General features: G+C 38.0%; 21 protein-coding genes. 14 read left to right on the top strand and 7 right to left on the bottom strand.

Annotation, left to right across the window (positions count from 1 at the left end):
* Positions 1–21: 21 nt before the first annotated feature.
* From K5G00_RS09670 to K5G00_RS09680, 3 genes are all read right to left on the bottom strand, one after another.
* Positions 22–249, bottom strand: coding sequence for a hypothetical protein (locus K5G00_RS09670; protein WP_238765960.1), 228 nt, complete (start codon positions 247–249; stop codon positions 22–24).
* Between the two features lie 7 nt (positions 250–256).
* Entirely contained in the window at positions 257–745 is a 489-nt protein-coding gene (locus K5G00_RS09675; RefSeq protein WP_238765961.1) for a hypothetical protein, read from the bottom strand.
* A gap of 195 nt (positions 746–940) precedes the next feature.
* Positions 941–1,999 carry a branched-chain amino acid aminotransferase gene (locus tag K5G00_RS09680; RefSeq protein WP_238765962.1) on the bottom strand — a complete coding sequence of 353 codons (1,059 nt, stop codon included), beginning with the start codon at positions 1,997–1,999 and terminating at the stop codon, positions 941–943.
* 561 nt (positions 2,000–2,560) lie between these two features.
* On the opposite strand from K5G00_RS09680, the gene dapB reads away from it, so the two are divergent.
* The 4 genes from dapB (at position 2,561) to K5G00_RS09700 (ending at position 6,805) form a co-directional block, all read left to right on the top strand.
* Positions 2,561–3,277, top strand: coding sequence for a 4-hydroxy-tetrahydrodipicolinate reductase (gene dapB, locus K5G00_RS09685; RefSeq protein ID WP_238765963.1), 717 nt, complete (start codon positions 2,561–2,563; stop codon positions 3,275–3,277).
* 18 nt (positions 3,278–3,295) lie between these two features.
* The gene (lepB, locus tag K5G00_RS09690; RefSeq protein ID WP_238765964.1) at positions 3,296–4,633 is read left to right on the top strand and encodes a signal peptidase I; all 1,338 of its coding nucleotides are present in this window, start codon (positions 3,296–3,298) and stop codon (positions 4,631–4,633) included.
* A 79-nt stretch (positions 4,634–4,712) separates the two neighbouring features.
* The gene (locus K5G00_RS09695) at positions 4,713–5,066 is read left to right on the top strand and encodes a LapA family protein (RefSeq protein ID WP_238765965.1); all 354 of its coding nucleotides are present in this window, start codon (positions 4,713–4,715) and stop codon (positions 5,064–5,066) included.
* A gap of 101 nt (positions 5,067–5,167) precedes the next feature.
* Positions 5,168–6,805, top strand: a complete 1,638-nt coding sequence (locus K5G00_RS09700; RefSeq protein WP_238765966.1) for a CotH kinase family protein — start codon at positions 5,168–5,170, stop codon at positions 6,803–6,805.
* A 7-nt stretch (positions 6,806–6,812) separates the two neighbouring features.
* Here K5G00_RS09700 and K5G00_RS09705 read toward each other — a convergent pair whose 3' ends face one another.
* Complete coding sequence (locus tag K5G00_RS09705; protein ID WP_394800860.1) at positions 6,813–8,000, bottom strand: rhamnogalacturonan acetylesterase; 1,188 nt, start codon at positions 7,998–8,000, stop codon at positions 6,813–6,815.
* A gap of 8 nt (positions 8,001–8,008) precedes the next feature.
* A complete protein-coding gene (locus tag K5G00_RS09710) occupies positions 8,009–9,424 on the bottom strand; it encodes a glycoside hydrolase family 88/105 protein (RefSeq protein ID WP_238765968.1) in 1,416 nt (471 codons plus the stop codon).
* Positions 9,425–9,634: 210 nt separating this feature from the next.
* Here K5G00_RS09710 and K5G00_RS09715 point away from each other — a divergent pair, with 210 nt between their 5' ends.
* The 4 genes from K5G00_RS09715 (at position 9,635) to K5G00_RS09730 (ending at position 12,595) form a co-directional block, all read left to right on the top strand.
* A complete protein-coding gene (locus K5G00_RS09715; protein WP_238765969.1) occupies positions 9,635–10,270 on the top strand; it encodes a WbqC family protein in 636 nt (211 codons plus the stop codon).
* Positions 10,271–10,329: 59 nt separating this feature from the next.
* On the top strand, positions 10,330–11,094 hold the full coding sequence (locus tag K5G00_RS09720) for a ThuA domain-containing protein (RefSeq protein ID WP_238765970.1): 765 nt from the start codon (positions 10,330–10,332) through the stop codon (positions 11,092–11,094).
* A gap of 74 nt (positions 11,095–11,168) precedes the next feature.
* Complete coding sequence (locus K5G00_RS09725) at positions 11,169–11,426, top strand: transporter suffix domain-containing protein (RefSeq protein WP_238765971.1); 258 nt, start codon at positions 11,169–11,171, stop codon at positions 11,424–11,426.
* Entirely contained in the window at positions 11,423–12,595 is a 1,173-nt protein-coding gene (locus K5G00_RS09730) for a formylglycine-generating enzyme family protein (RefSeq protein WP_238765972.1), read from the top strand. The genes K5G00_RS09725 and K5G00_RS09730 overlap by 4 nt, the downstream gene beginning before the upstream one ends.
* A 53-nt stretch (positions 12,596–12,648) precedes the next feature.
* On the opposite strand, the gene K5G00_RS09735 is transcribed toward K5G00_RS09730, so the two are convergent.
* Positions 12,649–13,236: a porin family protein gene (locus K5G00_RS09735; RefSeq protein ID WP_238765973.1), complete on the bottom strand. Its 588-nt coding sequence runs from the start codon at positions 13,234–13,236 to the stop codon at positions 12,649–12,651.
* A 192-nt stretch (positions 13,237–13,428) separates the two neighbouring features.
* Between K5G00_RS09735 and K5G00_RS09740 the strand changes: the two genes are divergently transcribed.
* From K5G00_RS09740 to K5G00_RS09750, 3 genes are all read left to right on the top strand, one after another.
* Positions 13,429–13,929 (top strand): hypothetical protein, encoded by a 501-nt coding sequence (locus K5G00_RS09740; protein ID WP_238765974.1) that lies wholly within the window; start codon positions 13,429–13,431, stop codon positions 13,927–13,929.
* An 18-nt stretch (positions 13,930–13,947) separates the two neighbouring features.
* Positions 13,948–14,724, top strand: coding sequence for an NIPSNAP family protein (locus K5G00_RS09745; protein WP_238765975.1), 777 nt, complete (start codon positions 13,948–13,950; stop codon positions 14,722–14,724).
* Between the two features lie 160 nt (positions 14,725–14,884).
* Positions 14,885–16,342, top strand: coding sequence for an ATP-binding cassette domain-containing protein (locus tag K5G00_RS09750; RefSeq protein ID WP_238765976.1), 1,458 nt, complete (start codon positions 14,885–14,887; stop codon positions 16,340–16,342).
* Between the two features lie 168 nt (positions 16,343–16,510).
* On the opposite strand, the gene K5G00_RS09755 is transcribed toward K5G00_RS09750, so the two are convergent.
* On the bottom strand, positions 16,511–17,389 hold the full coding sequence (locus K5G00_RS09755; protein WP_238765977.1) for a MerR family transcriptional regulator: 879 nt from the start codon (positions 17,387–17,389) through the stop codon (positions 16,511–16,513).
* Between the two features lie 243 nt (positions 17,390–17,632).
* Between K5G00_RS09755 and K5G00_RS09760 the strand changes: the two genes are divergently transcribed.
* The 3 genes from K5G00_RS09760 (at position 17,633) to rocD (ending at position 22,046) form a co-directional block, all read left to right on the top strand.
* Positions 17,633–18,610: an isoaspartyl peptidase/L-asparaginase family protein gene (locus K5G00_RS09760; RefSeq protein WP_238765978.1), complete on the top strand. Its 978-nt coding sequence runs from the start codon at positions 17,633–17,635 to the stop codon at positions 18,608–18,610.
* Between the two features lie 18 nt (positions 18,611–18,628).
* A complete protein-coding gene (locus K5G00_RS09765; RefSeq protein ID WP_238765979.1) occupies positions 18,629–20,683 on the top strand; it encodes a BatA domain-containing protein in 2,055 nt (684 codons plus the stop codon).
* Positions 20,684–20,822: 139 nt separating this feature from the next.
* Positions 20,823–22,046 carry an ornithine--oxo-acid transaminase gene (rocD, locus tag K5G00_RS09770; RefSeq protein ID WP_238765980.1) on the top strand — a complete coding sequence of 408 codons (1,224 nt, stop codon included), beginning with the start codon at positions 20,823–20,825 and terminating at the stop codon, positions 22,044–22,046.
* Positions 22,047–22,253 lie beyond the last annotated feature (207 nt).

Below are 22,253 nucleotides of genomic sequence, written 5' to 3' on the forward strand. Positions count from 1 at the left end.
ATCGTTTAAACAGAGAGCAATTTAAAATACTGAATCAAATAACTCACTTTCTTTAAGCATCATTGTTGCTCCCTCTATTTGGTGAAAAAAACTTTTATCAATCTGTGTGTTGTGATAAACAATGTAATTCCAGATTTTTATCTGGCTGGCATAAAGCAAAGCAGGATTCAGCACGATTCCTGCCAACATTGTAAAAAGCAAAATGCCTGTCGCAGATAGCCTTATTGTCCATTTTTTCATTTTATTCATTATCGGATTATCCGTTTTTTGACTTTAGTTTTACGATTACCTCTTTAAATATTAATATTATAAAAAGAACAATTAGAATTAACGTAATCTCCCGAATAGTTTTTAAAAGATCGTACTTTTTATATTCCTCTATAAACTTCCTTGGCGGCAATAGTGATATTTTACCTAAATGATATTGATTACTTATTGATTCCATATCCTTAAAACCTTGAACTTCTGCATCACCGGTTATTATACAATATTCTTTTGTTGAATTTGAATAATAAATAATTAAATCGGCAATTTTATTGATTAACGTAATTGAAACATCTATAGTCTCGTAATCACCGTTTGATTTTCTTAACAGTTTATAGTTTGAAAAATAATCGACTTTTTCTAAAAACACAGCATCAGATAATTGATACAAGTCTTGTGGCAAATCATTCGTTTTTTTCATGATGAGCAAAACGAAAGCCAGAAGTAGTGAACTTACAGTGTAAGAAATTAACCTTTTCATCTTATTTTTTTGAAGTCAGCCATCCAAATCATTCTTTCAAACAATCAGGTTTTCAGACAATCCGTTGAGCACTGGTAAGCGTATTGCGATATTTATTGCATCCAAGGTTCAAATTGTAATACTTTTATCATACAATTACACTGCGATTACCCTTTTATTTGCATTGGTTTATCATCTCTTATCCTTCTTTTCTCTTCATACTTTTAAGGTCCATCCAAATTCATCATTTATTTTTCCCTGCTGAATACCAGTCAAAGTATCAAATAGTTGTAAAGAAACGCCACCAACTTTTCCTTCATTAATTTTAAAATCGGTTCCATTAAAACTTATTTCTCCAACGGGCGAAATAATTGCTGCTGTTCCGGTCCCAAAAACTTCTTCAAGCTGTCCGTTTAAAAGTGCTTTAAATATTTCATCTATAGATATTCGTTTTTCTGTTACCTTAAGTCCATTCTTTCTCAACAGTTGAATTATTGAGTCTCTTGTGATTCCATCAAGAATGCTTCCATTAAGTTCAGGAGTTAAAATCTCGTCGTTTATTTTAAAGAACACATTCATCGTTCCTACTTCTTCGATGTACTTTTGCTCCACGCCATCCAACCATAAAACTTGAGCACAACCTTTCTTTTTTGCTTCAGTCTGAGCTTTTATACTGGCAGCATAATTTCCTGCCGTTTTTGCTTCACCAATTCCTCCGCGAACAGCTCTAACATATTTTTGTTCTACAAATATCTTTACAGGGTTAAAACCTTCGGGATAATATGCACCAACCGGTGAAGCAATAATCATAAACTTATACCTTTCTGCTGATCTTACTCCCACACTTGCATCCATGGCAAAAATAAAAGGGCGGATGTATAAACTACTTCCTGTTTCTTTTGGAATCCAGTCTTTATTCGCTTTTACAAGTTCAACAATGGCTTTCAGTGCAAACTTTTCATCCAGTGCCGGTATACATAAACGTTCACTCGACTTGTTTAAACGTTTAATGTTTTTCTCCGGTCTGAAAAGCAAAATCTCATCGTTGTCGGAAAAATATGCTTTTAATCCTTCGAATACTGATTGACCGTAATGAAAAACCATGGTTGATGGTTCAATACAAATTTTATCGTAAGGCTTAATTTGCGGATTTTCCCAACCATTTTTCGAATAATCCATTTCGAACATATATTCAGCAAAATATTTTCCAAAGCCCAAATTTTTAAAATCGGGCTTCGGCCTTTCTCTATTAGCCTTTGTAAAAACTATATTCATTATTAACTTTTTTATTGTACAACGATTTTCTCAACTCGCAGCTTAGCTAGTGTATCCAAAAAGAGTAAAATCAAGCCGTTGAAATTAAAATATTTTATTCTTTTGAGGCTAATTTTCTTTCTAATTATTTTTAATATCCTCCGGTATATCGTCTTTGGCAGATTCCAGTTGTAACCTTTAAAATGTACAGTGTTTATGAATTGAACGACAACTGCATCTATGTATTGTGATATTTAGCTATACTCTGATATATGTTTATATTTATAAATCGGGGAATAAATCTCTTGTCTCCTTTTATCTTCGGATACTGCCGCATCATCCAGAGCCCCAATGGAAAGCAGTGCTCGACAATTGATACTAAAAATGATCAAAAAGGAATGATTACCTTTCGAAAAAAAGAACCCTCCCCAAAACCTCATTCACAAAAACGGGGCAAAACACTGTTTTGTCCGCGTTCATAAATCATTGGTCGAAATATGTATTACTTTTAAATCATACTGGCTACATTAGCGTAATATTTTATCTTTGTCACTTATTTTAAAATTAAGCAGATAAATTAATATGAAAATTGCTTTAATCGGTTACGGGAAAATGGGGAAAGAAATTGAAAAAATCGCTGTTTCCCGGGGACATGAGATAGGTTTAAAAATTGACATCGATAATCCTCAGGACTTAACACCCGAAAATTTAAAAAAATGTGATGTAGCCATTGAGTTTACCATCCCTGCATCGGCTGTAAAAAACTACTATACCTGTTTTGAAGCCGGAACTCCGGTGGTAAGCGGTACAACCGGCTGGCTTGGTAACAAAGAAGAAGTTTACAATAAATGCAGCGAAACAAACGGTACATTTTTTTACGCAAGCAATTTCTCGATTGGAGTAAACCTGTTTTTCGAATTAAATAAAAAACTGGCTGAACTTATTGCTCCCTACCCAAACTATGACGTTGAAATGACCGAGGTTCATCACATACATAAGCTGGATGCACCAAGTGGTACTGCCATTAGTCTGGCGGAAGACATTCTGGAAAAGATTTCGCATAAAAATGCCTGGGTGAATGATACTTCACCTGCCCAAAATGAATTCAATATAAAATCGGAACGCCGTGGAGAAGTACCAGGAATTCATTCGGTAAAATACGAATCGGAAGTAGATTTTATTGAAATTACACACAGCGTAAAAAGCAGGAGTGGTTTAGCTTTTGGTGCTGTTTTGGCAGCCGAATACTGCAAGGATAACAAGGGTATTCTTACCATGAAAGATTTACTGAATATTTAAAAATTTATAATAGATATAATGAGGAATTTATTATCAAATAAATGGTTTAAATTTATTTCCGTTGGCTTGTTGTACAGCCTGTGGGTACTATGGCTAGGCAGTTACTGGTGGTTTATCGGGCTAGCCATAATTTTCGATATTTATATTACAGAAAAAGTACATTGGGCATTCTGGAAAAAGAAAAATCCGCCCAACGGGAAACAAACCAAATTTGTTGAATGGGTTGATGCCATTATTTTTGCAGTTATTGCAGCAACTTTTATCCGTATGTTTTTTATTGAAGCATACACCATTCCTACTTCATCGATGGAGAAGTCTTTGCTGGTGGGCGATTACCTTTTTGTAAGCAAAACGGCTTACGGGCCCAAAACACCCAATACACCGCTCTCCTTTCCCTTTGTTCATAACAAACTGCCACTTACGCACCATACAAAATCGTATGTGGAATGGATTAAACGTCCATACAAACGTTTAAAAGGATTTGGGGACATAAAAAACAACGATGTAGTGGTTTTCCATTTCCCGGAGGGGGACACGGTAGCCACCAACATTCCTACAGCAAGTTATTATCAACTTATTCGGGAATATGGCCGGGAACGTGTTTGGAGTGACACACGTAACTTTGGCGAAATTATCGCTCATCCGGTTGACAAATGCGAAAATTACATTAAACGCTGTGTAGGAATTCCGGGCGATGAGATAAAAGTAGTAAACTCGCAACTTTTTGTAAACGGCGAACCACAAAAACATTACGAAGGAATGCAGTATGATTATGTGGTAAAAACCAACGGAACATCAATAAATTCAAAAAGACTGGATCAACTGCACATTGCCAACGACGACCGGACAGTTTCAGGAACTGGATATATCTTCCCGCTTACCGAAGAAAATGTAAACAAACTAAAGGAGTTTAACAATATCACTTCGGTTACAAAAATCGTTGAAGAACCCGGCGACTGGGACAGAAACGCTTTCCCGTCGGATGAAAATTATCCCTGGAACCGGGATAATTACGGGCCGCTGACGATCCCGGCAAGAGGAGCGACAATCTCGCTCACCACCGACAATCTGCCTTTATACCAAAGAATTATCGATGTATACGAAAACAACGATTTGGAAGTAAATGGCGGACAAATACTAATCAATGGAGAAGCAGCAGACAGCTATACCTTTAAAATGGATTATTACTGGATGATGGGTGACAACCGCGATAATTCTGCCGACTCACGTTTCTGGGGTTTTGTTCCGGAAGATCATGTGGTAGGAAAAGCCAAATTTATATGGCTGTCATTGGATAAAGACAAAGGTTTTCCCAAAAATATCCGTATAAGAAGGATGTTCCAAACGATAAAATAAAATAAAAAATATAAATTATTCGTTTAAAGGATGATAGGAAACTATTGTCCTTTTTTTATATTCACAAATAAAAAGAAAAATGCAGGCTATAATCATTATTCTACTTATTTTGGCTGTTCTTCTGGTAATTTTTACTTTGCAAAATTCCTTGGAAATCACCATCAATGTTTTCTTTTGGGAAATAAAAGAGGCGCCCCTTGTTTTGGTATTGATCGGATGTATCGTAATCGGATACATTTTAGCCATTATTTATTTTTATCCCAAAATCTGGAAATTAAAAAAGGAATACAACAAACTCATCAAGTTTAATTCTGAACTCAAAGAGCTGCACGAAATGAACCAGAAAAAAAGAAAAGTGGCCGAAGAGGAAATCGATCCGGAGGGAATTGAACTGGATGACGACGACGACGATGATTCTTTTTTTAAAGATTAAACACTCTTATTTTCTATTCTCAAATACGACTTTCAATAAAATAAATTCCGAATGAATTTATACATTTGCGTCCGGGCATCGAAATGATGCTGAAAACTAAAATGCAAACTAAACCTGAAATGAGATTTTTTTCTTCTATATCAGTATCCTTTTTTATTTATCTTATTTTCTTCAATTCTCTAAAAATCAAAGCTCAAAATACTGATTTCTCAACCGACTTACCCCTCATCATTATTAATACCAACGGCCAGGAAATCGTTGATGAGCCCAAAATAACAGCCACGCTAAAAATTATTTCAAATGCCAACGGAATAAACCGGGCAACGGACGCCCCAACCGGTTATAATGGCCGGATTGGAATTGAAGTCAGGGGAAGCAGTTCCCAATATTATCCTCAGCGTCCTTTTTTATTCGAAACGCGCGATGAAAACGGAGAAAACCTGAATGTTTCTATCCTGGGCCTTCCCGAAGAAAACGACTGGATTTTACTATCGAACTATAATGACAAATCCTTTATGCGAAACATTCTTGGCTATAAACTTTTTGAACTGAGCGGGCATTATGCTCCCCGGGCCAAACTGGTTGACGTCATCATCAACAACACCTACGAAGGAATTTATGTACTTACCGAAAAAATAAAACAGGATAAAAACCGTGTCGATATTGCCAAATTAAAACCCAGTGATAATGCCGGAGATGAAGTGACAGGTGGCTATATTTTTAAAATTGACTACTGGAATGAAAACGACAGTTGGAAATCGCCCTACTCTCCCATCGACCATCCGGCGTTTGAAGTTCATTTTGTTTACCACGACCCCGATTGGGAGGAACTGAGTTTTCAGCAAAAAGATTATATAAAAAATTATGTCACTTCTTTTGAGACAGCTTTGTACGGGCCAGATTTTAAAAATCTGCAAAAAGGCTATCCCAATTTTATCGATGAAGAAAGTTTTATCGATTATTTTATTGTGAGTGAAATCTCGCGAAATAATGATGGTTTTAAAAAGAGCCGCTATTTTCACAAAGATAAAAATGGGAAGATCGCTGCCGGACCGGTGTGGGATTTTGACTGGGCGTGGAAAAATATCAACGAGTGTTTCATTTTTAAAGCTACTAATGGCTCCGGATGGTCATACAAAATAAATGATTGTAATCCATGGGTAAAATCACCAGGTTGGATGATTCAGCTATTTGATGACTTTTATTTCAGACAGAAAACCAACTGCCGGTATTTCCACTTGCGTGAAACGGTGCTGAGCAACGAAAATATTCTGGGAATGGTCGATTCATTATACAACGTGGTAAAAAATGCGCAGCTCCGGCATTTCGGGAAATACCAGATACTGGGAATAAATGTTGGGGCTCCCGAGGTGGATGAGCAGCCGCAAACATTTGAAGGTGAAGTTGAAAAACTGAAACGCTGGATCACTTTGCGGCTCAACTGGCTCGACAACAACATGCTGGGAGATTGCAACGGGGAACCACCTGTTGAACTGGCTTTGGGCGAAACATTTATGGTTTATCCCAATCCTGCCACTTCTGAAATAAATATATTGGCAAAAGACCTTATCAAACAAATGCAACTTTTCGATTTTACCGGAAGACAAATTTATACATCCCCTTCTGTATTTAATAAGTCGTTCCAAATAAATGCTTCTGCTTTATCCAAGGGAGTTTATATATTGAAAATAAAAGGAGTTGACGGAAAAACATCCACTCAAAAGGTGATTCTAAAATAGCATACAACTAGCTGCCTTCCGGTTTTACAGTTGATGCCGGCAAACTTTGAGGCCAGTAAAAATCAGCAAAATTATCGGGTTTTGCAGGATCATATACAGGCAAATCATCAATCAGGAATTTTACCAAATCTATTTGCTGCTCTTTTATTCCCTGAACAATACATTTTGCCAGCTGGTAAGCTCCATACGGATTAAAATGTGTGTTGTCAGCCAGCGGCTTTTCCTGTGCAGGAAAAGTTCCCGCCGGGTAATGTACAAATGCCTTTTTTGAGTCCTCCGGTCCCAAAGCTTCATAAAATTCTTTGCTCATGCCATTCAAATCGATAAGTGGTACGTTTTCCTCTTTTGCAGTTTGCCGCATCGCTTCAGGGTATTGGTCAAGAGTATTTATAATTTTGCCGTTTTCGTCAAAATTACGTCGGTGCATGGACGTTACCAACACAGGCTTTCCGCCTTTTTCTCTTGCTCCGTTTATAAAATATTTGAGCTCATCTTTGTAGGTGGTAAATGGTTCTACATGCGCACCACCCGGTTTCTGATCATTGTGGGCAAATTCAATAAACAAATAATCCCCTACATTCATCTCGCTTAAAATCTTTGTCAAACGATTTTCAGCTTTAAAACTCCGCAAAGTCTCCCCTGATTCGGCAAAATTAGCGACCACAATTTCGGGTTTTAAAAACCGCGGAAGCATCTGTCCCCACGAAGCCCACGGTTCGTATTCCTGATCAGTTACAGTTGAATTTCCGGCCAGAAAAATTACCGGCACATCTTCCATTTCTGTTATACTGACCGATGAGACACAAGGCTTCCTGCCATTAAATTCCAGGTTCAACTTGTTGTCCCAGTTATTAAAAACCATTTCCCGGGGCTTTCGTTTTATTCTTTCAGTAGCACTAATTTGCGGAGAACGAACATCAAGCAAGAACGTTTTTTTTACAACTTCTCCTGCCGTAGTATGAATATCCTCCAACATTAAGCGGCGGGATTCTGCTTTTACCGTCGTCGCTGAACCATCATTTGAAGCGCCCAGTGTAAGTGTAACCTCATACCGTCCTTCCGGCACTTTAACATTAAAATAAATGGGCTGATCCGATGTGATAAAATCGCCGGTAAGTGCATCGTCCGAACTTTGTTTATCAACAATAGCCGAAGTGTTTGTAAATCCAAATCCCCGTGCATCTGTATACAATATATTGGAATTTACTTTTTGGTATCCTTCTTTTTCAGTTCCGTTTCCAAAGTCAAACCTCCACTCACGGGCTTTTTTTTTTCGGAATAAAACATAATGGCGCTGTCGTTAATTTCAATTTTGTGCGTTTTTACAAGCTGAATCATTTCAGCACCGGCCAGCAAAACCGGTCCGTAACCATGCGCTGCATACACATTTACCGGGCGGTAATAATAAAAGGCGGGGTCAAATCCCATTCCTGTTCCCACACAGGTTCCTTCCACCTGACCTATTTTATTCACTTGGGTTGTAACGGCATTCCATGCCAGACAAATTTTTGGCCCGTAAACTTTGGCATCAATGTAGCCCCGGTTAATGGCGCGTGCAATAGAATAGGTATAAATGGCTGTTGCCGATGTTTCCAAATAGGAGTCATTTCGGTCGATTAACTGATGCCAGAATCCCTTTCCTGATTGGTAATTGCACAAACCGCGGATATGTCGTTGTAATAAATCCAGAATTTTCGGGTATTCCGCATGATTTTCCGGCAACACTTCGAGTAGTTCCACCAGGGTCATTACTGCCCAACCATTAGCCCGTGCCCAGTGAAACTGTGGATGTTCTTCCATATCCTGCACCCAGCCGTGCATAAACAAACCTTTTTCGTAATTAAACATACGTTTGGCAAAAAGCAAAACCTGATGCGCCGCTTCATCGAAGTATTTTGAATCGCCCGAGTATTTCCCCATTTGTGCCAGCGCCGGAATACTCATAAACAAATCATCGAGCCACAGGGTATTGGGTTGTGGTCGGTTACGAGCCAATGTTCCATCTTCGAGGCGAAATTGTTTATTCATGATGTAGTCCACATAATTTTTTATCATTGGATCCAAATCCGCTTCCCAATCGGGCTGTTGTGTTTTTATCATCGCTGCACACATTGCTCCGGCATCATCAAGCGCATGCGGATACAGGACGGAATGTAATGCAGTGCGGACTTCCGGATTCTTTTTGTATAGTTCCGCAAAATAAGGTCGCAACTTTGCGATAAACTCCAGCCGCTCTTTTGTATATCCTGCGTATTTTAAATCCCCTGAGGTTTCGGTAGCCAACAGCATACCTGCATAAGTAACCCCCCACTCATAACTGATTAATCGAAAATCGCCGGGTTGAAAAATTGTATTTTCATCAATTTTGGAAAAATCGGTAATTTTAACTTTAGAAGCTTTCTCGATGAGTTCCATTGGCGTATTCTCATTCAGATAGTTGTAAATACGGTCTAATACCTCAACTATTTTTTCAACTTCGGGCTTCCCGTAGGGCGTATCATAATCCGGCTGAAGCAAATGCAGCGGAGTATTTGAGTCATTAATCTTTTGAGAAAACGTGGAATTTGACAAAATAAAAAGGGCAACAAAAATAATAATCAGTTTAGTTTGATTTTTCATAACAAAGGTTTAAATCTTGACTTAAATCAGAACAATGATACAAAAATATAAAAATACAATTGTACACTTATTCCAAAAAACTATTAGAAATTAACAAACTACGCCCCTCTTTAAAAGCAAAAAACAAATCTCTAAAATTGATAATTCCAATAGCAAGCCACGGGAAATTAGTCGATTAAATATTACTTTCGCCATTTAAACAATTAATACATGCAGGACAATAACGCCATACTATTAAGCACAGCCTACTTCGCCCCGGTTCAATATTATTCAATGTGTTTAAAATATCCGCTAGTTTATATCGAACGATTTGAAAATTTCACCAAACAAACCTACAGGAACCGGTGTGTTATTTTAGGTGCGAATGGTCCGATTCCACTTGTTATTCCAGTAGTAAAAGGCCGCGGGCCAAAAACACTGATAAAAGATTTAAAAATTTCTTACGATGTTGACTGGCAACGAAACCACTGGCGAACTATCTTTTCGGCTTACAACTCCTCTCCCTTTTTTGAATTTTTCAAAGATGATATTTTCCCGTTTTTTGAAAAAAAAGAAAAATACCTGCTTGAGTTAAATATGAAAGTCCATGAAACACTTCGTGAACTTCTGGACATTGAAAATGAAACTGTTTTGACTAGCGATTTTGAAAGTGTTCCCGAAACAGCGTTGAACTACCGGGAAATAATTTCACCCAAAAACAAGCGACTCGATGTAAGGTTCCAACCGCAAAAATACACACAGGTATTTTCTGAAAAATTTGATTTTTCTCCCAACCTTAGCATTATAGATTTACTTTTTAATGAGGGGCCTAACAGTTTCACTGTTCTGGAAGAAAGTTGGGTATAGCTTTATTGGTTGGAACTTTTTGTTTAACTTGGGTGACATAATCCAAACCTTACATTGGTATGAAAAAGATTTTGTTCTTCCCCTCAGTTTTACTTTTTGTTACTTTACTCTCGTGCGCTCAGGAAAACCAGCAGAAATTTGAGAACGCAGCACATATTCTTGTGTTTTCAAAAACTGAAGGTTTCCGGCATGAATCTATCTCATCTGGTTTAAAAATGCTGGTTGACCAGAGCAAATCACAAAACTGGGTTATCACTGCCACTGAAAATGCCGGATTGTTAAGCGATCCGGTTTTAAAAGATTTTGATGTGATTGTGTTTTTGAATCCTTCGGGAGATGCACTTAGTGAACAGGCACAGGATGCTTTCAAAAAATTTATGGATAAGGGAAAAGGATTTGTCGGTATTCACGCTGCCGCTGATTGCGAACATGATTGGTTGTATTACGGCAATCTGATTGGCGCATATTTTAAAACACATCCGCCGGCACAGGAAGCAACAATTAATTTTGAAAATAACAACCACCCGGCAATGTTACCATTTAGTGGAATAAAATCGTACACCACGTTTGATGAATGGTATTCGTTTAAAGAAAATCCAAGAGAAAATGTACATGTGCTTGCCACCTTGGATGAAAGTACAATCAAAAAATCAAATAACAACGACTGGAAAATGGGAGACCACCCGATTATCTGGTGGCAGGAGAATAATGGTGTTCGTTCATTTTATACCGGTTTTGGGCATACGCATGAAGCCTTCCAGGATAAAAAAATTATTGAACATATTACAAATGCAGTAAATTGGGCTGCCAAACGAATCGACTAACACAACCAAAATCGTTGGTCAAAAAAACAATTTGCCGGTTTATTGGTTTTGAATGACAGAAGTTTTCATTCAACATGAAGAAAAAAAACTGGCAAATTAAACTTGGAATTTTCCTGATGATATTCTCCGGAGCATTTTTCGGAGCCACTTTTATTATCCCCTTATTTAAATTACCAACAAAAACAAAAGTTATACTTTCAACCACAAGTATAGTGCTAATGGAAGTTGTGTTTTGGAGCGGAGGATTATTGGTTGGAAAAGAATTATTTGCCAAATACAAAAAACAATTGAATCCCAAAAACTGGTTCAAAACTAAAACAACAACAAAATGAAAGGCAAATTTTTGTTTTTGGCGTTATCTGTACTTTTACTATTTCAATTTTGCGGACAAAAGAAAAATAATTCAAAAACTGAAAAAAATAATCAATTGTCTGTGGAAACAAATTCGGCAGATAGTATTGAAGACTGTTGTATAAATGTTCCCGACAGATTTTCTCTTCCAAATACAATGGCGGAATCTCAAATCAATATTGATTCAATAATTGAAAAAAATCCCAATCTTGAAGGAATGTTGTTTATTCCCGGAGGAGAATTTAACATGGGAGCGCGTGATGCACGCTTTGCCCGGGAGGACGAATATCCTGTTCATCCGGTAAAAATTTCATCATTCTTTATGGATCCTCACCCGGTTACAAATGCACAGTTTAAACAATTTGTGGATGAAACAGGATACATTACTACGGCAGAAAAAAATATCGACTGGGGAAAAATGAAAAAACAACTTCCGCCCGGAACTCCCAAACCGGATGATGAGCAGTTAAAAGCTGCTTCTTTGGTTTTTACACCTCCGGGCCACAGGGTAAACTTAAATGATGTTTCCAACTGGTGGAGCTGGATTAAAGGTGCAGACTGGAAACATCCACATGGTCCGGATAGCAACTTGAAGGGTCTTGAGAACTACCCTGTTGTTCACGTGAGCTGGGAAGATGCAAATGCTTATGCAAGATGGGCCGGCAAACGATTGCCCACCGAGGCCGAATGGGAATATGCAGCCCGTGGTGGTCACGATGACTATGTATATACCTGGGGTTTTGAATTGGTTTCGGAAGGAACACCAAAAGCCAACAGCTGGGATGGTGAGTTCCCGGTTTTAAACACACAATTTGACGGCTTTGAAAACCTCGCTCCCGTAAAACAATACCAGCCTAACGATTTTGGCTTGTACGACATGGCTGGAAATGTATGGGAATGGTGCCACGATTTGTACCATCATGAGTACTACAAAACTTTTGATGCCGGGAAAGTTGCCAATAATCCGGACGGGCCAAAAACAAGCTATGATCCGATGGAGCCCAATGCTAAAAAAAGAGTTATCAGAGGAGGTTCTTTTTTGTGTAACGACTCTTATTGCTCGGGATATCGTGCTGCCGCCCGGATGAAAAGTACAGAAGATTCAGGAATGTCGCATTTGGGATTCAGATGTGTTGTTTCGGTCAAATAAAAAACACCTCCGCAAGCGAAAGTGTTTTTTCAAAATTGTCTTTCAAGCTATTTTCAGAATATCTTGTATCCCACTGAAATCATAAATGTCTGATTTTTTGCATTCAAATCGGAATCCATATGTTTATACATATTCGAACTGTTTTCCATACGGAAATCCAGCGTGAAGCCAAAAATATCAGCTCCAATACCATACTGTAGGCCGATATACTGATCTTTGTAATATTCAGGATCCCAAAGCTCGTCGCCGTCTACATCTTTAGAGGTTAAAAAACTAAAGACCGGACCTCCCATCAAACGCACATTTGCTTTTTCACCATCAATTACTTTAATTCCAAGCAGCAAAGGGACATCTACGGTATTAAAATCAAACTCTGAAGCTACATCAAATACGTTGCCGCCTTCCAATTCCCCGCCTTTTGCACTAAAATATGCTTCCGGCTGAACAAAAATCTTTCCGGCACCAACACGCCCAAAAGCACCAATATGATACTTGGTAATCGTTTCAGAATTAATTTCACTCTTTTTAAAAGTAAGCTTCGAATTATTTAGTCCTGCTTTCAATCCCAAATTAAAAATAGGTTGAGCAGAAACCGAAATAACAAAAAGTAATAATAAACTTAAAACTGTTAATTTTTTCATGACTTGTAATTTTTATTATAAACGACATTATTATCTTTTAAGTATTCAAGTTCTTCGGTAAAGAGAAAATCAAAACTTGTACCACTAATTTAATTTGTCATTTCCTTCCATGTAAAGCGGACAAACATTTCAAGAAATATAAGAACCACTCTTTCCAAATATTTGTATTTTTAAAACCAAAAATAAGCCACAATGACCAGAAAACTAAAATCAGTTTCTATTATTTTATCTTTCCTTGTTCTTTTTACTTCATGTACATCGCAGAAGTATTTTTTTGATACGGAAAGCAGTGAACGCCAAAAAGAGCTGAAAAAACACCGCTCGGGAAATGTATTTGGCGACATAGGTTTGATGATTGCCTCATTATTTGTAATGGCAACATTAGAAGTTGACGCTGGATTTTACCCGGAAGGACAGGAATTTAAAAAGCTAAAACTGATAAACCCAACAAAGGACACCATCTATGTGAATATGCTCACTGATGTATACTGGGATGAACAAAATTTTTGTGACTTTATGGATATCCGTATCCCGCCACACCAAAAATGTACGATGCTCGTACCGGTAAATGCAGATTATAATGTGTATTTTAGCAACACTCCGGAAGAGGAAGACGATGAAATGCTGGAAATCAATACGGATGCCTTTAAAAGGCTTTCTCTTTATCCCGGATTAACCGTAATTGAAGACTAAAACCTAAATCAATAAAATATGAAAAGAAGATCGTTTCTTAAAAGCTCGGCTCTGGCTGCCGGAGCTACTTTTACTGCAACAAGTGTAAACGCCACGCCAATTTTAGGAGAGGAAAAAGATTTTTACGAACTAAAAGTATTTCAGCTAACTGGCGGAGGTGCGAGAAACCAGTTAAAAAAATACTACACCGACGCCGTAATTCCTTTTTTAAATAAACGCGGTGCCAAGGTTGGTGCTTTTAACGAATATAGTTTGGAAGATCCGCCGGTGATGTATATTTTGCATGCTCACAAAAGCCCGATGGACTATTATGAAGCCGTGCAGTCAATGAAATCAGATGCTGCTTTTTTAGAAGCGGCAAAAGAATACAGTCAGTTGCCGGCCGACAACCCGATTTTTGTGCGTTACGAAACATTTTTAATGGAAGCATTTGATGCTATTCCAAGGATAAAACAGCCTGACAGCAGCCGTGGACTTCTTGAACTTAGAACCTATGAAAGTTACAACGAGGACGCCGGAATCCGAAAAGTAAAAATGTTTAACGATGAAGAGTTACCTCTGTTTGAAAAAGTTGGACTTCACCCTGTTTTTTTTGGTCAGTTAATAGCCGGACAGTACATGCCTGCTCTTACTTACATGCTCTGGTTTAAAGACATGGACGAAAGAACTGCAAACTGGGCAAAGTTCTCAGGATCTCCGGAATGGAACACCATGAAGAACAAACCGGAATACGCCAATACAGTAAGCAAAGTGAAAAAGAAATTTCTGATACCGGCTGATTTTAGCCAGTTATAATAAAATATTAAAGGGGGTAATTGCTCCCTTTTTTATTTTTACAGAAATACATCAACCATAGATTCATTGTTAACTTTATCAAACTTAACTTTCAATTATACTTCTCCTTTCTGATTCCTGACTACTTTTGAGCAAAATCAAGATTAAAACAGTATTTTAAATGAAACCTTTTATTTCACTACAGAAAGTTTTGCCACTTCATACTGAGAATTCTTTTTCATCGCCCGTAAACTGGGAAATCAACACCGGTGAAACATGGACAGTTCTTGGAAACAACGGAAGTGGAAAATCTTTGCTCACCAATATTTTGTCGGGTAAAAAAAGGATTAAAGAAGGAAATATTGATTACCATTATTTTAAAGAAATAAAAAGAAATAACAAGGATGATTTTTTGTGGCCGGGCAAATACATCAGTCATATTAGTTTTGAAACCATAAACGCTGTCACCAATTTTAGAGGAAGATATTATCAGCAACGATTTAACAGCCAGGATGCCGATTTGGCGCCATTTGTATCTGAGCTTTTTGACTTAAATAAAGTGGAAACAAAAGAAGCAGTTGAAATGCTGGGCATTGGCAATCTTCTGGATCGAAGGATAATTAGCTTATCAAACGGCGAACAGCGTAAACTGGTTATTGCAAAAATTCTTTCTGAAAAGCCACGGATGATAATTTTTGAAAATCCGTTTATCGGGCTTGACAAAAATGCACGAAATCAAATCAACACAGTTTTCCCCCTTCTAAAGAAAAATGGTATCCAGTTGATTTTTCTGGTCCCGTCGGTTGAAAAAATGCCAGCCTGTACCACAAATATTCTGGAGATAAATACAGAGGGAATTATCAACACTCAAAAAATCGAAGATTTTAAACCGGGCAGCAAAAATCAATTCCCGCCTGAAAAAACGCCCCACATAAACTGGGAAAAAATTCCGCAGACAAAATCCCCAAAATATGAGCAGGTTGTACAAATGGATGATATTGAGATTTCCTATGGTGATGTTCACATTAACTCCGATATTAACTGGGAAATAAAAGTTGGTGAGAAATGGGCTTTGCTTGGGCCGAACGGGTCGGGAAAGTCAACATTGCTGAGTTATATTTTTGCCGATAACCCGCAAGCTTATGCAAAGAAGCTGGCACTGTTTGACCGGAAACGCGGAAGCGGCGAAAGTATCTGGGACATCAAAAAACACATCGGATATATCTCGTTTGAAATGGCGCTCTATTATCCTAAGAATGTACAGTGTATAAAAATCGTCGAATCCGGATTTTATGACAGCATCGGTCTTTACCAAAAATGTAGTAAAAAACAGGAGCAGGCAGCACTTCATGTATTGGAGGAGCTTTCTTTAAGCGAGTTAGCCCATCGTAATCTGGGGGAAATTTCATCTGGAGAACAACAAATGATTTTGTTTGCCCGCGCACTGGTAAAAAATCCGGCTCTGCTTATTCTTGACGAACCCTTTAACGGGCTCGATGAAAAAAACAAACAAAAATGTACAGCGGTTATTGATTCATTTTGTAAACAACCTGGTAAAACATTAATTTTTGTCACTCATTACCGCGATGAGATTCCGTTGTGTGTTGACAAATTTCTGGAGTTAAAAAGCAAAAACTAAAAAGAAAGAATTCAATCCGAAAGTTTTCTGCAATAAATAAAATCTCTAAAACTGACGTGGCCGTAGCAAGCAAAAAAAATTGTCAAAACTAAATATTTGTTTTCAGAATGACCGCTCAGCACGATCTACGTTCTCAAAACAATACTCTTTTATCAATATGATAAACTTTTAGCGAATAAAACGTCTGAATTCCTGATAGTTTTTTACCACTTTAATATTGCGCGGTAATTTCGGATTATGATTATTAACCTGACCTCCCGTGATAAATATCTTTTGTTTTGCAAAAGGCTGTTTTAACCTTTCAAGGTAGTCTTCCATCTCTTCTTTTGGAATTGAATTGATAAAAGCCGTAAAAACATAATCAATTTCCATTTGCCCGGCAATTTTACTCAGGTCATCAAAAGGAACTGATTGCCCTAAATAAATGGTATTGTAACCGATTTGTTTGGCAAAGTAATAATAAAAAAGAAGGCTTAATTCGTGAAGCTCATTTTCAGGAAGATAGAGTAAAATAGTAGCATCTTTAGTGTAATTACCTTCAAGGCGGTCAATCTCTACAATTAACTTTTGCCTAATTATCTGGGATACAAAATGTTCCTGTGCGGGGAAAATTGTTCCTACCTGCCAGTAGGTCCCAATCCTCATAAAAAGATTAAAAAAGACTTTTACAACGGCTTCTTCAAATCCAAGCGTCTGGATGATTTCATTTGTTAATTTTACGAAGCCGCGATTGTCAAAATTCAACATGTAGATTATCAGTTGGTCGATGTAATCCGATTCCGAAATTTTTACTTCTGCCACCTGCAACACTGTACTTTTTACCTGCTCATTATTCCAGCCGGCAACTTTCGATATCTTGTAACCATTTCGCACCAGCATCGAAACATTTAGTATTTTCCGTAAATCTTCATCGGAATAATACCTGATATTTGTATCTGTACGCTCCGGCTCCAGTAAATTGTATCGCTTTTCCCAGATCCGGATTGTGTGCGCTTTTATTCCCGAAAGAACTTCCAAATCTTTTATCGAATAGCCCGATGTATTCATTTTTCCTGTCTTTTTATGTAAGCTGAAATTTACCGTTCAAACACACTAAAACCTTTTTTGTTTAAAGTTTTATAAATAAAATATAAACAAAACTAATATTTATAGTTCTATTGTGTACATTTTAAAAAGAAAAACACCTAGATAGAAGTTGAAACTTAAAGGGGGCGGTTAAAAAGAATTTTAATTATTTTATCTCCATTTCAACATATTATTTCATTTTTGTATACTCAAAAGAAAATACCGATGAAAACATACAAGTTTTTAATTTTAGTCCTTTCATTATGTATAAACACAACCATTTTTTCACAGGAAAAATATGCCATTGTTATTCATGGCGGAGCAGGTGTAATGGGGAGTTTAAAAGGCAATGATGAAGCACAAAAAAAATACTTCGAGAAACTGGAAGAGGCACTAAACTTAGGAGAACAACTTTTGAAGGAAGGAAAAGCAGCGCAGGATGTGGTTGTTGAAGTTATTCAGATAATGGAAAACTCACCTCTATTTAATGCCGGAAAAGGTGCCGTTTTTACTTCGGAAGGGAAAAATGAACTCGACGCCTCGATTATGGACGGTGCAACTTTAAACGCCGGTGCAGTTGCGGGTGTTCAGGATATAAAAAATCCAATTCTGGCAGCACGCGAAGTGATGAACAATTCGGTGCATGTTTTTTTGAGTGGAAAAGGTGCCTCAGAGTTTGCAAAGAAACAAGGTTTGGAAATGGTTGACAACAAGTATTTTTACACTGAATCACGGTACAAGTCATTGGAACAATTGCAAAAACGCGAACGCGAACGTTCGGAGAATGACAACCACGGAACCGTTGGCTGCGCTGTTCTTGATATCTACGGAAATATTTGTGCCGGAACCTCAACCGGCGGAATGACAAACAAAAAATATGGCCGCATTGGAGATTCACCAGTTATTGGTGCCGGAACCTATGCCAACAACAAAACATGTGCGATTTCCTGTACAGGGCATGGTGAATATTATATCCGACTCGCCTTTGCACGTGATATTTCAGCACTGATGGAATATAAAAAATTGAGCGTGGACAAAGCCTGCCGCGAAGAAATCAAAAAGTTATCTGAACTTCAGGGAACCGGCGGTGTTATTGCTTTGGATGCCAAAGGAAACATTGCGATGGAATTTAACACCGAAGGAATGTTTCGTGGCTATATAAAGTCGTCGGGTGAAAAAGAAATTGCAATTTTCAGGGACTAAAAAAACGATTAAACGGGTATGAACTTTCTTTTCCCAACATTCTTATTTTCACTGCTGGCCGTTGCCATTCCCATTATCATTCACCTGTTTAGTTTCAGGCGATACAAAACAGTATATTTTAGTAATGTTGGCTTTCTAAAAAATGTAAAAAAAGAATCGCAGAAAAAGTCAAAAATAAAACAACTGCTTATTTTACTGGCGCGAATTCTCACTATTGTTTTCCTTGTATTTGCATTTGCACAACCCTACATTCCGAATAACCAGGAGGTAAAAAGGCAAACGAGCCAGCTGGTAGCAGTTTATGTAGACAATTCGTTTAGTATGAACGCACTTTCGGAGCAGGGACAATTGCTGGAAGTAGCAAGAAACAAAGCTCTTGAAATCGTCCTTGCTTACCCGCCCGGAACAAAATTCAGATTATTTACCAACGATTTGGAACCGAAACACCAACACATTTTTAACCGTGAACAATTTATCCGGGAAGTTTCAGGCATTCATTCATCGCCTAATCTTGTCCCACTTTCACAGATTTATAACCGCTTTTCGAATCAAAGCCAGGACGACAATGAAAACAGCGACAAAAATTTGTATTTTATTTCCGATTTCCAGCGGAGTATTACCGATGTTGAGAACTTCAGAGATGAAAATATTTTTAGTTATTTTCTTCCGCTGGTTCCTAACGAAGTGGCGAATCTATATATCGATTCCTGCTGGGTTGAAATTCCTGCTCACCGCTTAAATCAGGAAGAGACCATTTATGTCAAAATTAAAAACAGTTCAAACCAGGATTATCAAAATCTCCCATTAAGAATCTTTCTGAATGACTCAGTAAAGTCGATAACCAACTTCTCAGTTGCTGCACAAAATGAAATTACAACCAGTTTGATTTTCACCAACAACTCAGCAGGGGCGCAGCGAGGGAAAGTTGAAATTACCGACTATCCGTTTACCTACGACAACAACTGGTTTTTAAGCTATTATGTAGAACCAGAGCTCAAAGCACTGGCCATATACAGTGACGACATAAAGTCACAGGAAGGATTAAATTATATTACTGCGTTGTTTAATGACGATGATTACGTGCAGCTTGACGAGATGAATGTGCAAAATATGCAAATGAGTCGGCTGCCGGAATACAATGCCATTTTCCTGATTAACCTCGATAATTTTACAAGCGGTTTTATGAACGAACTGACAACAGTGACAAGGAATGGTGTTTCGGTTGTGTTATTTCCCGGACTCGACGCTCTGAATACGAATAACGATCTGTTATCGCGGTTTAACAGCAAATTGATTACAGGAAAAGATACTACGACTCAAAAAATATCAGGGATTGACTTTGACAATAAATTCTATGAAAATGTATTTCAAAAAAGAGAGGAAAACGCCATTTTCCCGGAAATTGACGGGCATCTGAAATTTGAAGAAAATATACGTAGCGCTGCAACCCGTTTACTTTGGTTCCCCAACGGAGACAATGCTCTTTTTTCAGAACCGGTGGAGAATGGAAAATTGTGGGTATTTGGTTTTCCTTTAAACAGTTTAAACGACGCTTTTGCCCGCGATGCGCTGTTTGTACCCACCATTTACAATATCGTTCTGAACAGCATGCCCGACCAGGCGATTTCTTACACAATCGGAGAAAACAACTCCTACAATATTCCGCGAAATAAAAAAATTGATCTCAACTCAACCATCGAAATTGAAAACCGGGATTCAGGCGAAAAATTTATCCCGGAAAAAAAAGTAACCAGTGTGGGTACCCGAATTGATTTTAATGATTTGATCAGCAATGCCGGTCACTATTTGATTCAAAACGATGGAGAAACCATTTCAACCATTGCGTTTAATTATAATCGCAACGAATCTGATTTGAGGTATTTTACACCAAACGAACTGGAAAACCTATCGGAAACAAGTGGTTTAAACACAAGCGTTGTTAAAGATGTTACAAGTAATTTTTCTGATATTTTTGATGAAGTTCAGAATGGCAAACAATTATGGAAATGGTGCATTTTACTGGCTCTGTTTTTTATTGCTGCCGAGATTTTAATAATACGATTCTGGAAATAAAATCAAACACCTGTAGTTTCAACATTTCATAAAGAACAAAAAATGATAAAACATAGCCGTTTCAGTGCTTTTTAACACCACAGGATGTTTTGAAAATGAGAACGAAAATAGTAATTCTGTAAAAAATAAAACAAAAGACATGACAGCATTAACTTCACAGGATTTTATTAAAAAGGAAGACAAATTTGGTGCCCACAATTATCATCCGCTGCCAGTGGTTTTAGCCCGGGGAGAAGGTGTTTTTGTATGGGATGTGGAAGGTAAAAAATATTACGATTTTCTGGCCGCATACTCGGCAGTAAACCAAGGGCATTGTCATCCGAAAATTACGGAGGCCCTGATTGAACAGTCAAAAACACTCGCACTTACATCGAGAGCATTTTACAACAATGTTTTAGGCGAATGGGAAGAGTACATGACGCAACTGTTTGGCTACGATAAAATGCTTCCAATGAACTCAGGTGCGGAGGCCGATGAAACCGCGCTAAAACTGGTTCGCAAATGGGCTTACAAAGTAAAAGGAGTCCCGGCAAACGAAGCTAAAATTGTAGTTTGCGATGGTAATTTCCACGGGCGTACGATTACCATTATTTCCATGTCATCAGATCCGGATGCATACAACCACTACGGTCCCTACACTCCCGGATTTGTAAATATACCTTATAACGATATTGAGCGTCTCGAAAAGGAATTGCAAGACCCAAATGTTGCAGGTTTTTTAGTGGAACCCATACAAGCCGAAGCAGGTGTTTATGTTCCGGAAGACGGTTATCTGCAAAAAGCTGCCGAGCTATGTAAAAAATACAACGTACTGTTTGTGGCCGACGAAGTTCAGACAGGATTGGCACGTACGGGAAAAATGCTGGCCTGTAATCATGAAGATGTACGCCCTGACATTCTGGTGCTGGGAAAAGCACTTTCAGGAGGAATGTATCCGGTTTCCTGTGTGCTGGCCGATGACGAAATTATGCTGACCATCAAACCGGGCGAACACGGAAGTACCTACGGAGGAAACCCGGTTGCTGCAAAAGTTGCCATGACTGCGCTTGATGTGCTGCAGGATGAAAAACTGGCTGAAAATGCGGAACGACTGGGAGAAATATTCAGAGCAGAAATGAAAGCAATTAACTCGCCGCTGATTGAGATGGTGCGCGGAAAAGGATTATTGAATGCTGTGGCAATTAGACCAACCAATGGAAAAACAGCCTGGGATGTGTGCCTTGGGTTAAAAGAAAACGGACTGATTGCCAAACCTACACACGAGCATATTATCCGTTTTACTCCGCCATTGGTTATTACTGAAGAACAACTAATGGACGCCATCGGTATCATAAAAGAAACTTTTAAAGAATTTGGAATATAAAATCCACGTCATTCTGAACTTATTTTAGAAACTGATTAATTAGCAAAGAAACCAGATTCAGTAAGACAAAGACAAAAAAATAACCGCACAGAAGCAGTGCGGTTATTTTTTGAGACACTGTTTCACAAAGTGTGTAAATTAAAAATACCGAGGGTTTAGCTATTTATAGCTGGACCCTTTTTTCAAATATGACTAAGAACTGATTTA

This window comes from Maribellus maritimus (genome assembly GCF_022267315.1).
Classification (GTDB): domain Bacteria; phylum Bacteroidota; class Bacteroidia; order Bacteroidales; family Prolixibacteraceae; genus Draconibacterium; species Draconibacterium maritimum.

Excerpts from the sequence above, each read along its gene's own strand:
- K5G00_RS09670 (WP_238765960.1), bottom strand. The coding sequence starts at position 249 with ATGAATAAAATGAAAAAATGGACAATAAGGCTATCTGCGACAGGCATT.
- K5G00_RS09675 (WP_238765961.1), bottom strand. The coding sequence starts at position 745 with ATGAAAAGGTTAATTTCTTACACTGTAAGTTCACTACTTCTGGCTTTC.
- K5G00_RS09680 (WP_238765962.1), bottom strand. The coding sequence starts at position 1,999 with ATGAATATAGTTTTTACAAAGGCTAATAGAGAAAGGCCGAAGCCCGAT.
- dapB (WP_238765963.1), top strand. The coding sequence starts at position 2,561 with ATGAAAATTGCTTTAATCGGTTACGGGAAAATGGGGAAAGAAATTGAA.
- lepB (WP_238765964.1), top strand. The coding sequence starts at position 3,296 with ATGAGGAATTTATTATCAAATAAATGGTTTAAATTTATTTCCGTTGGC.
- K5G00_RS09695 (WP_238765965.1), top strand. The coding sequence starts at position 4,713 with ATGCAGGCTATAATCATTATTCTACTTATTTTGGCTGTTCTTCTGGTA.
- K5G00_RS09700 (WP_238765966.1), top strand. The coding sequence starts at position 5,168 with ATGCAAACTAAACCTGAAATGAGATTTTTTTCTTCTATATCAGTATCC.
- K5G00_RS09710 (WP_238765968.1), bottom strand. The coding sequence starts at position 9,424 with ATGAAAAATCAAACTAAACTGATTATTATTTTTGTTGCCCTTTTTATT.
- K5G00_RS09715 (WP_238765969.1), top strand. The coding sequence starts at position 9,635 with ATGCAGGACAATAACGCCATACTATTAAGCACAGCCTACTTCGCCCCG.
- K5G00_RS09720 (WP_238765970.1), top strand. The coding sequence starts at position 10,330 with ATGAAAAAGATTTTGTTCTTCCCCTCAGTTTTACTTTTTGTTACTTTA.
- K5G00_RS09725 (WP_238765971.1), top strand. The coding sequence starts at position 11,169 with ATGAAGAAAAAAAACTGGCAAATTAAACTTGGAATTTTCCTGATGATA.
- K5G00_RS09730 (WP_238765972.1), top strand. The coding sequence starts at position 11,423 with ATGAAAGGCAAATTTTTGTTTTTGGCGTTATCTGTACTTTTACTATTT.
- K5G00_RS09735 (WP_238765973.1), bottom strand. The coding sequence starts at position 13,236 with ATGAAAAAATTAACAGTTTTAAGTTTATTATTACTTTTTGTTATTTCG.
- K5G00_RS09740 (WP_238765974.1), top strand. The coding sequence starts at position 13,429 with ATGACCAGAAAACTAAAATCAGTTTCTATTATTTTATCTTTCCTTGTT.
- K5G00_RS09745 (WP_238765975.1), top strand. The coding sequence starts at position 13,948 with ATGAAAAGAAGATCGTTTCTTAAAAGCTCGGCTCTGGCTGCCGGAGCT.
- K5G00_RS09750 (WP_238765976.1), top strand. The coding sequence starts at position 14,885 with ATGAAACCTTTTATTTCACTACAGAAAGTTTTGCCACTTCATACTGAG.
- K5G00_RS09755 (WP_238765977.1), bottom strand. The coding sequence starts at position 17,389 with ATGAATACATCGGGCTATTCGATAAAAGATTTGGAAGTTCTTTCGGGA.
- K5G00_RS09760 (WP_238765978.1), top strand. The coding sequence starts at position 17,633 with ATGAAAACATACAAGTTTTTAATTTTAGTCCTTTCATTATGTATAAAC.
- K5G00_RS09765 (WP_238765979.1), top strand. The coding sequence starts at position 18,629 with ATGAACTTTCTTTTCCCAACATTCTTATTTTCACTGCTGGCCGTTGCC.
- rocD (WP_238765980.1), top strand. The coding sequence starts at position 20,823 with ATGACAGCATTAACTTCACAGGATTTTATTAAAAAGGAAGACAAATTT.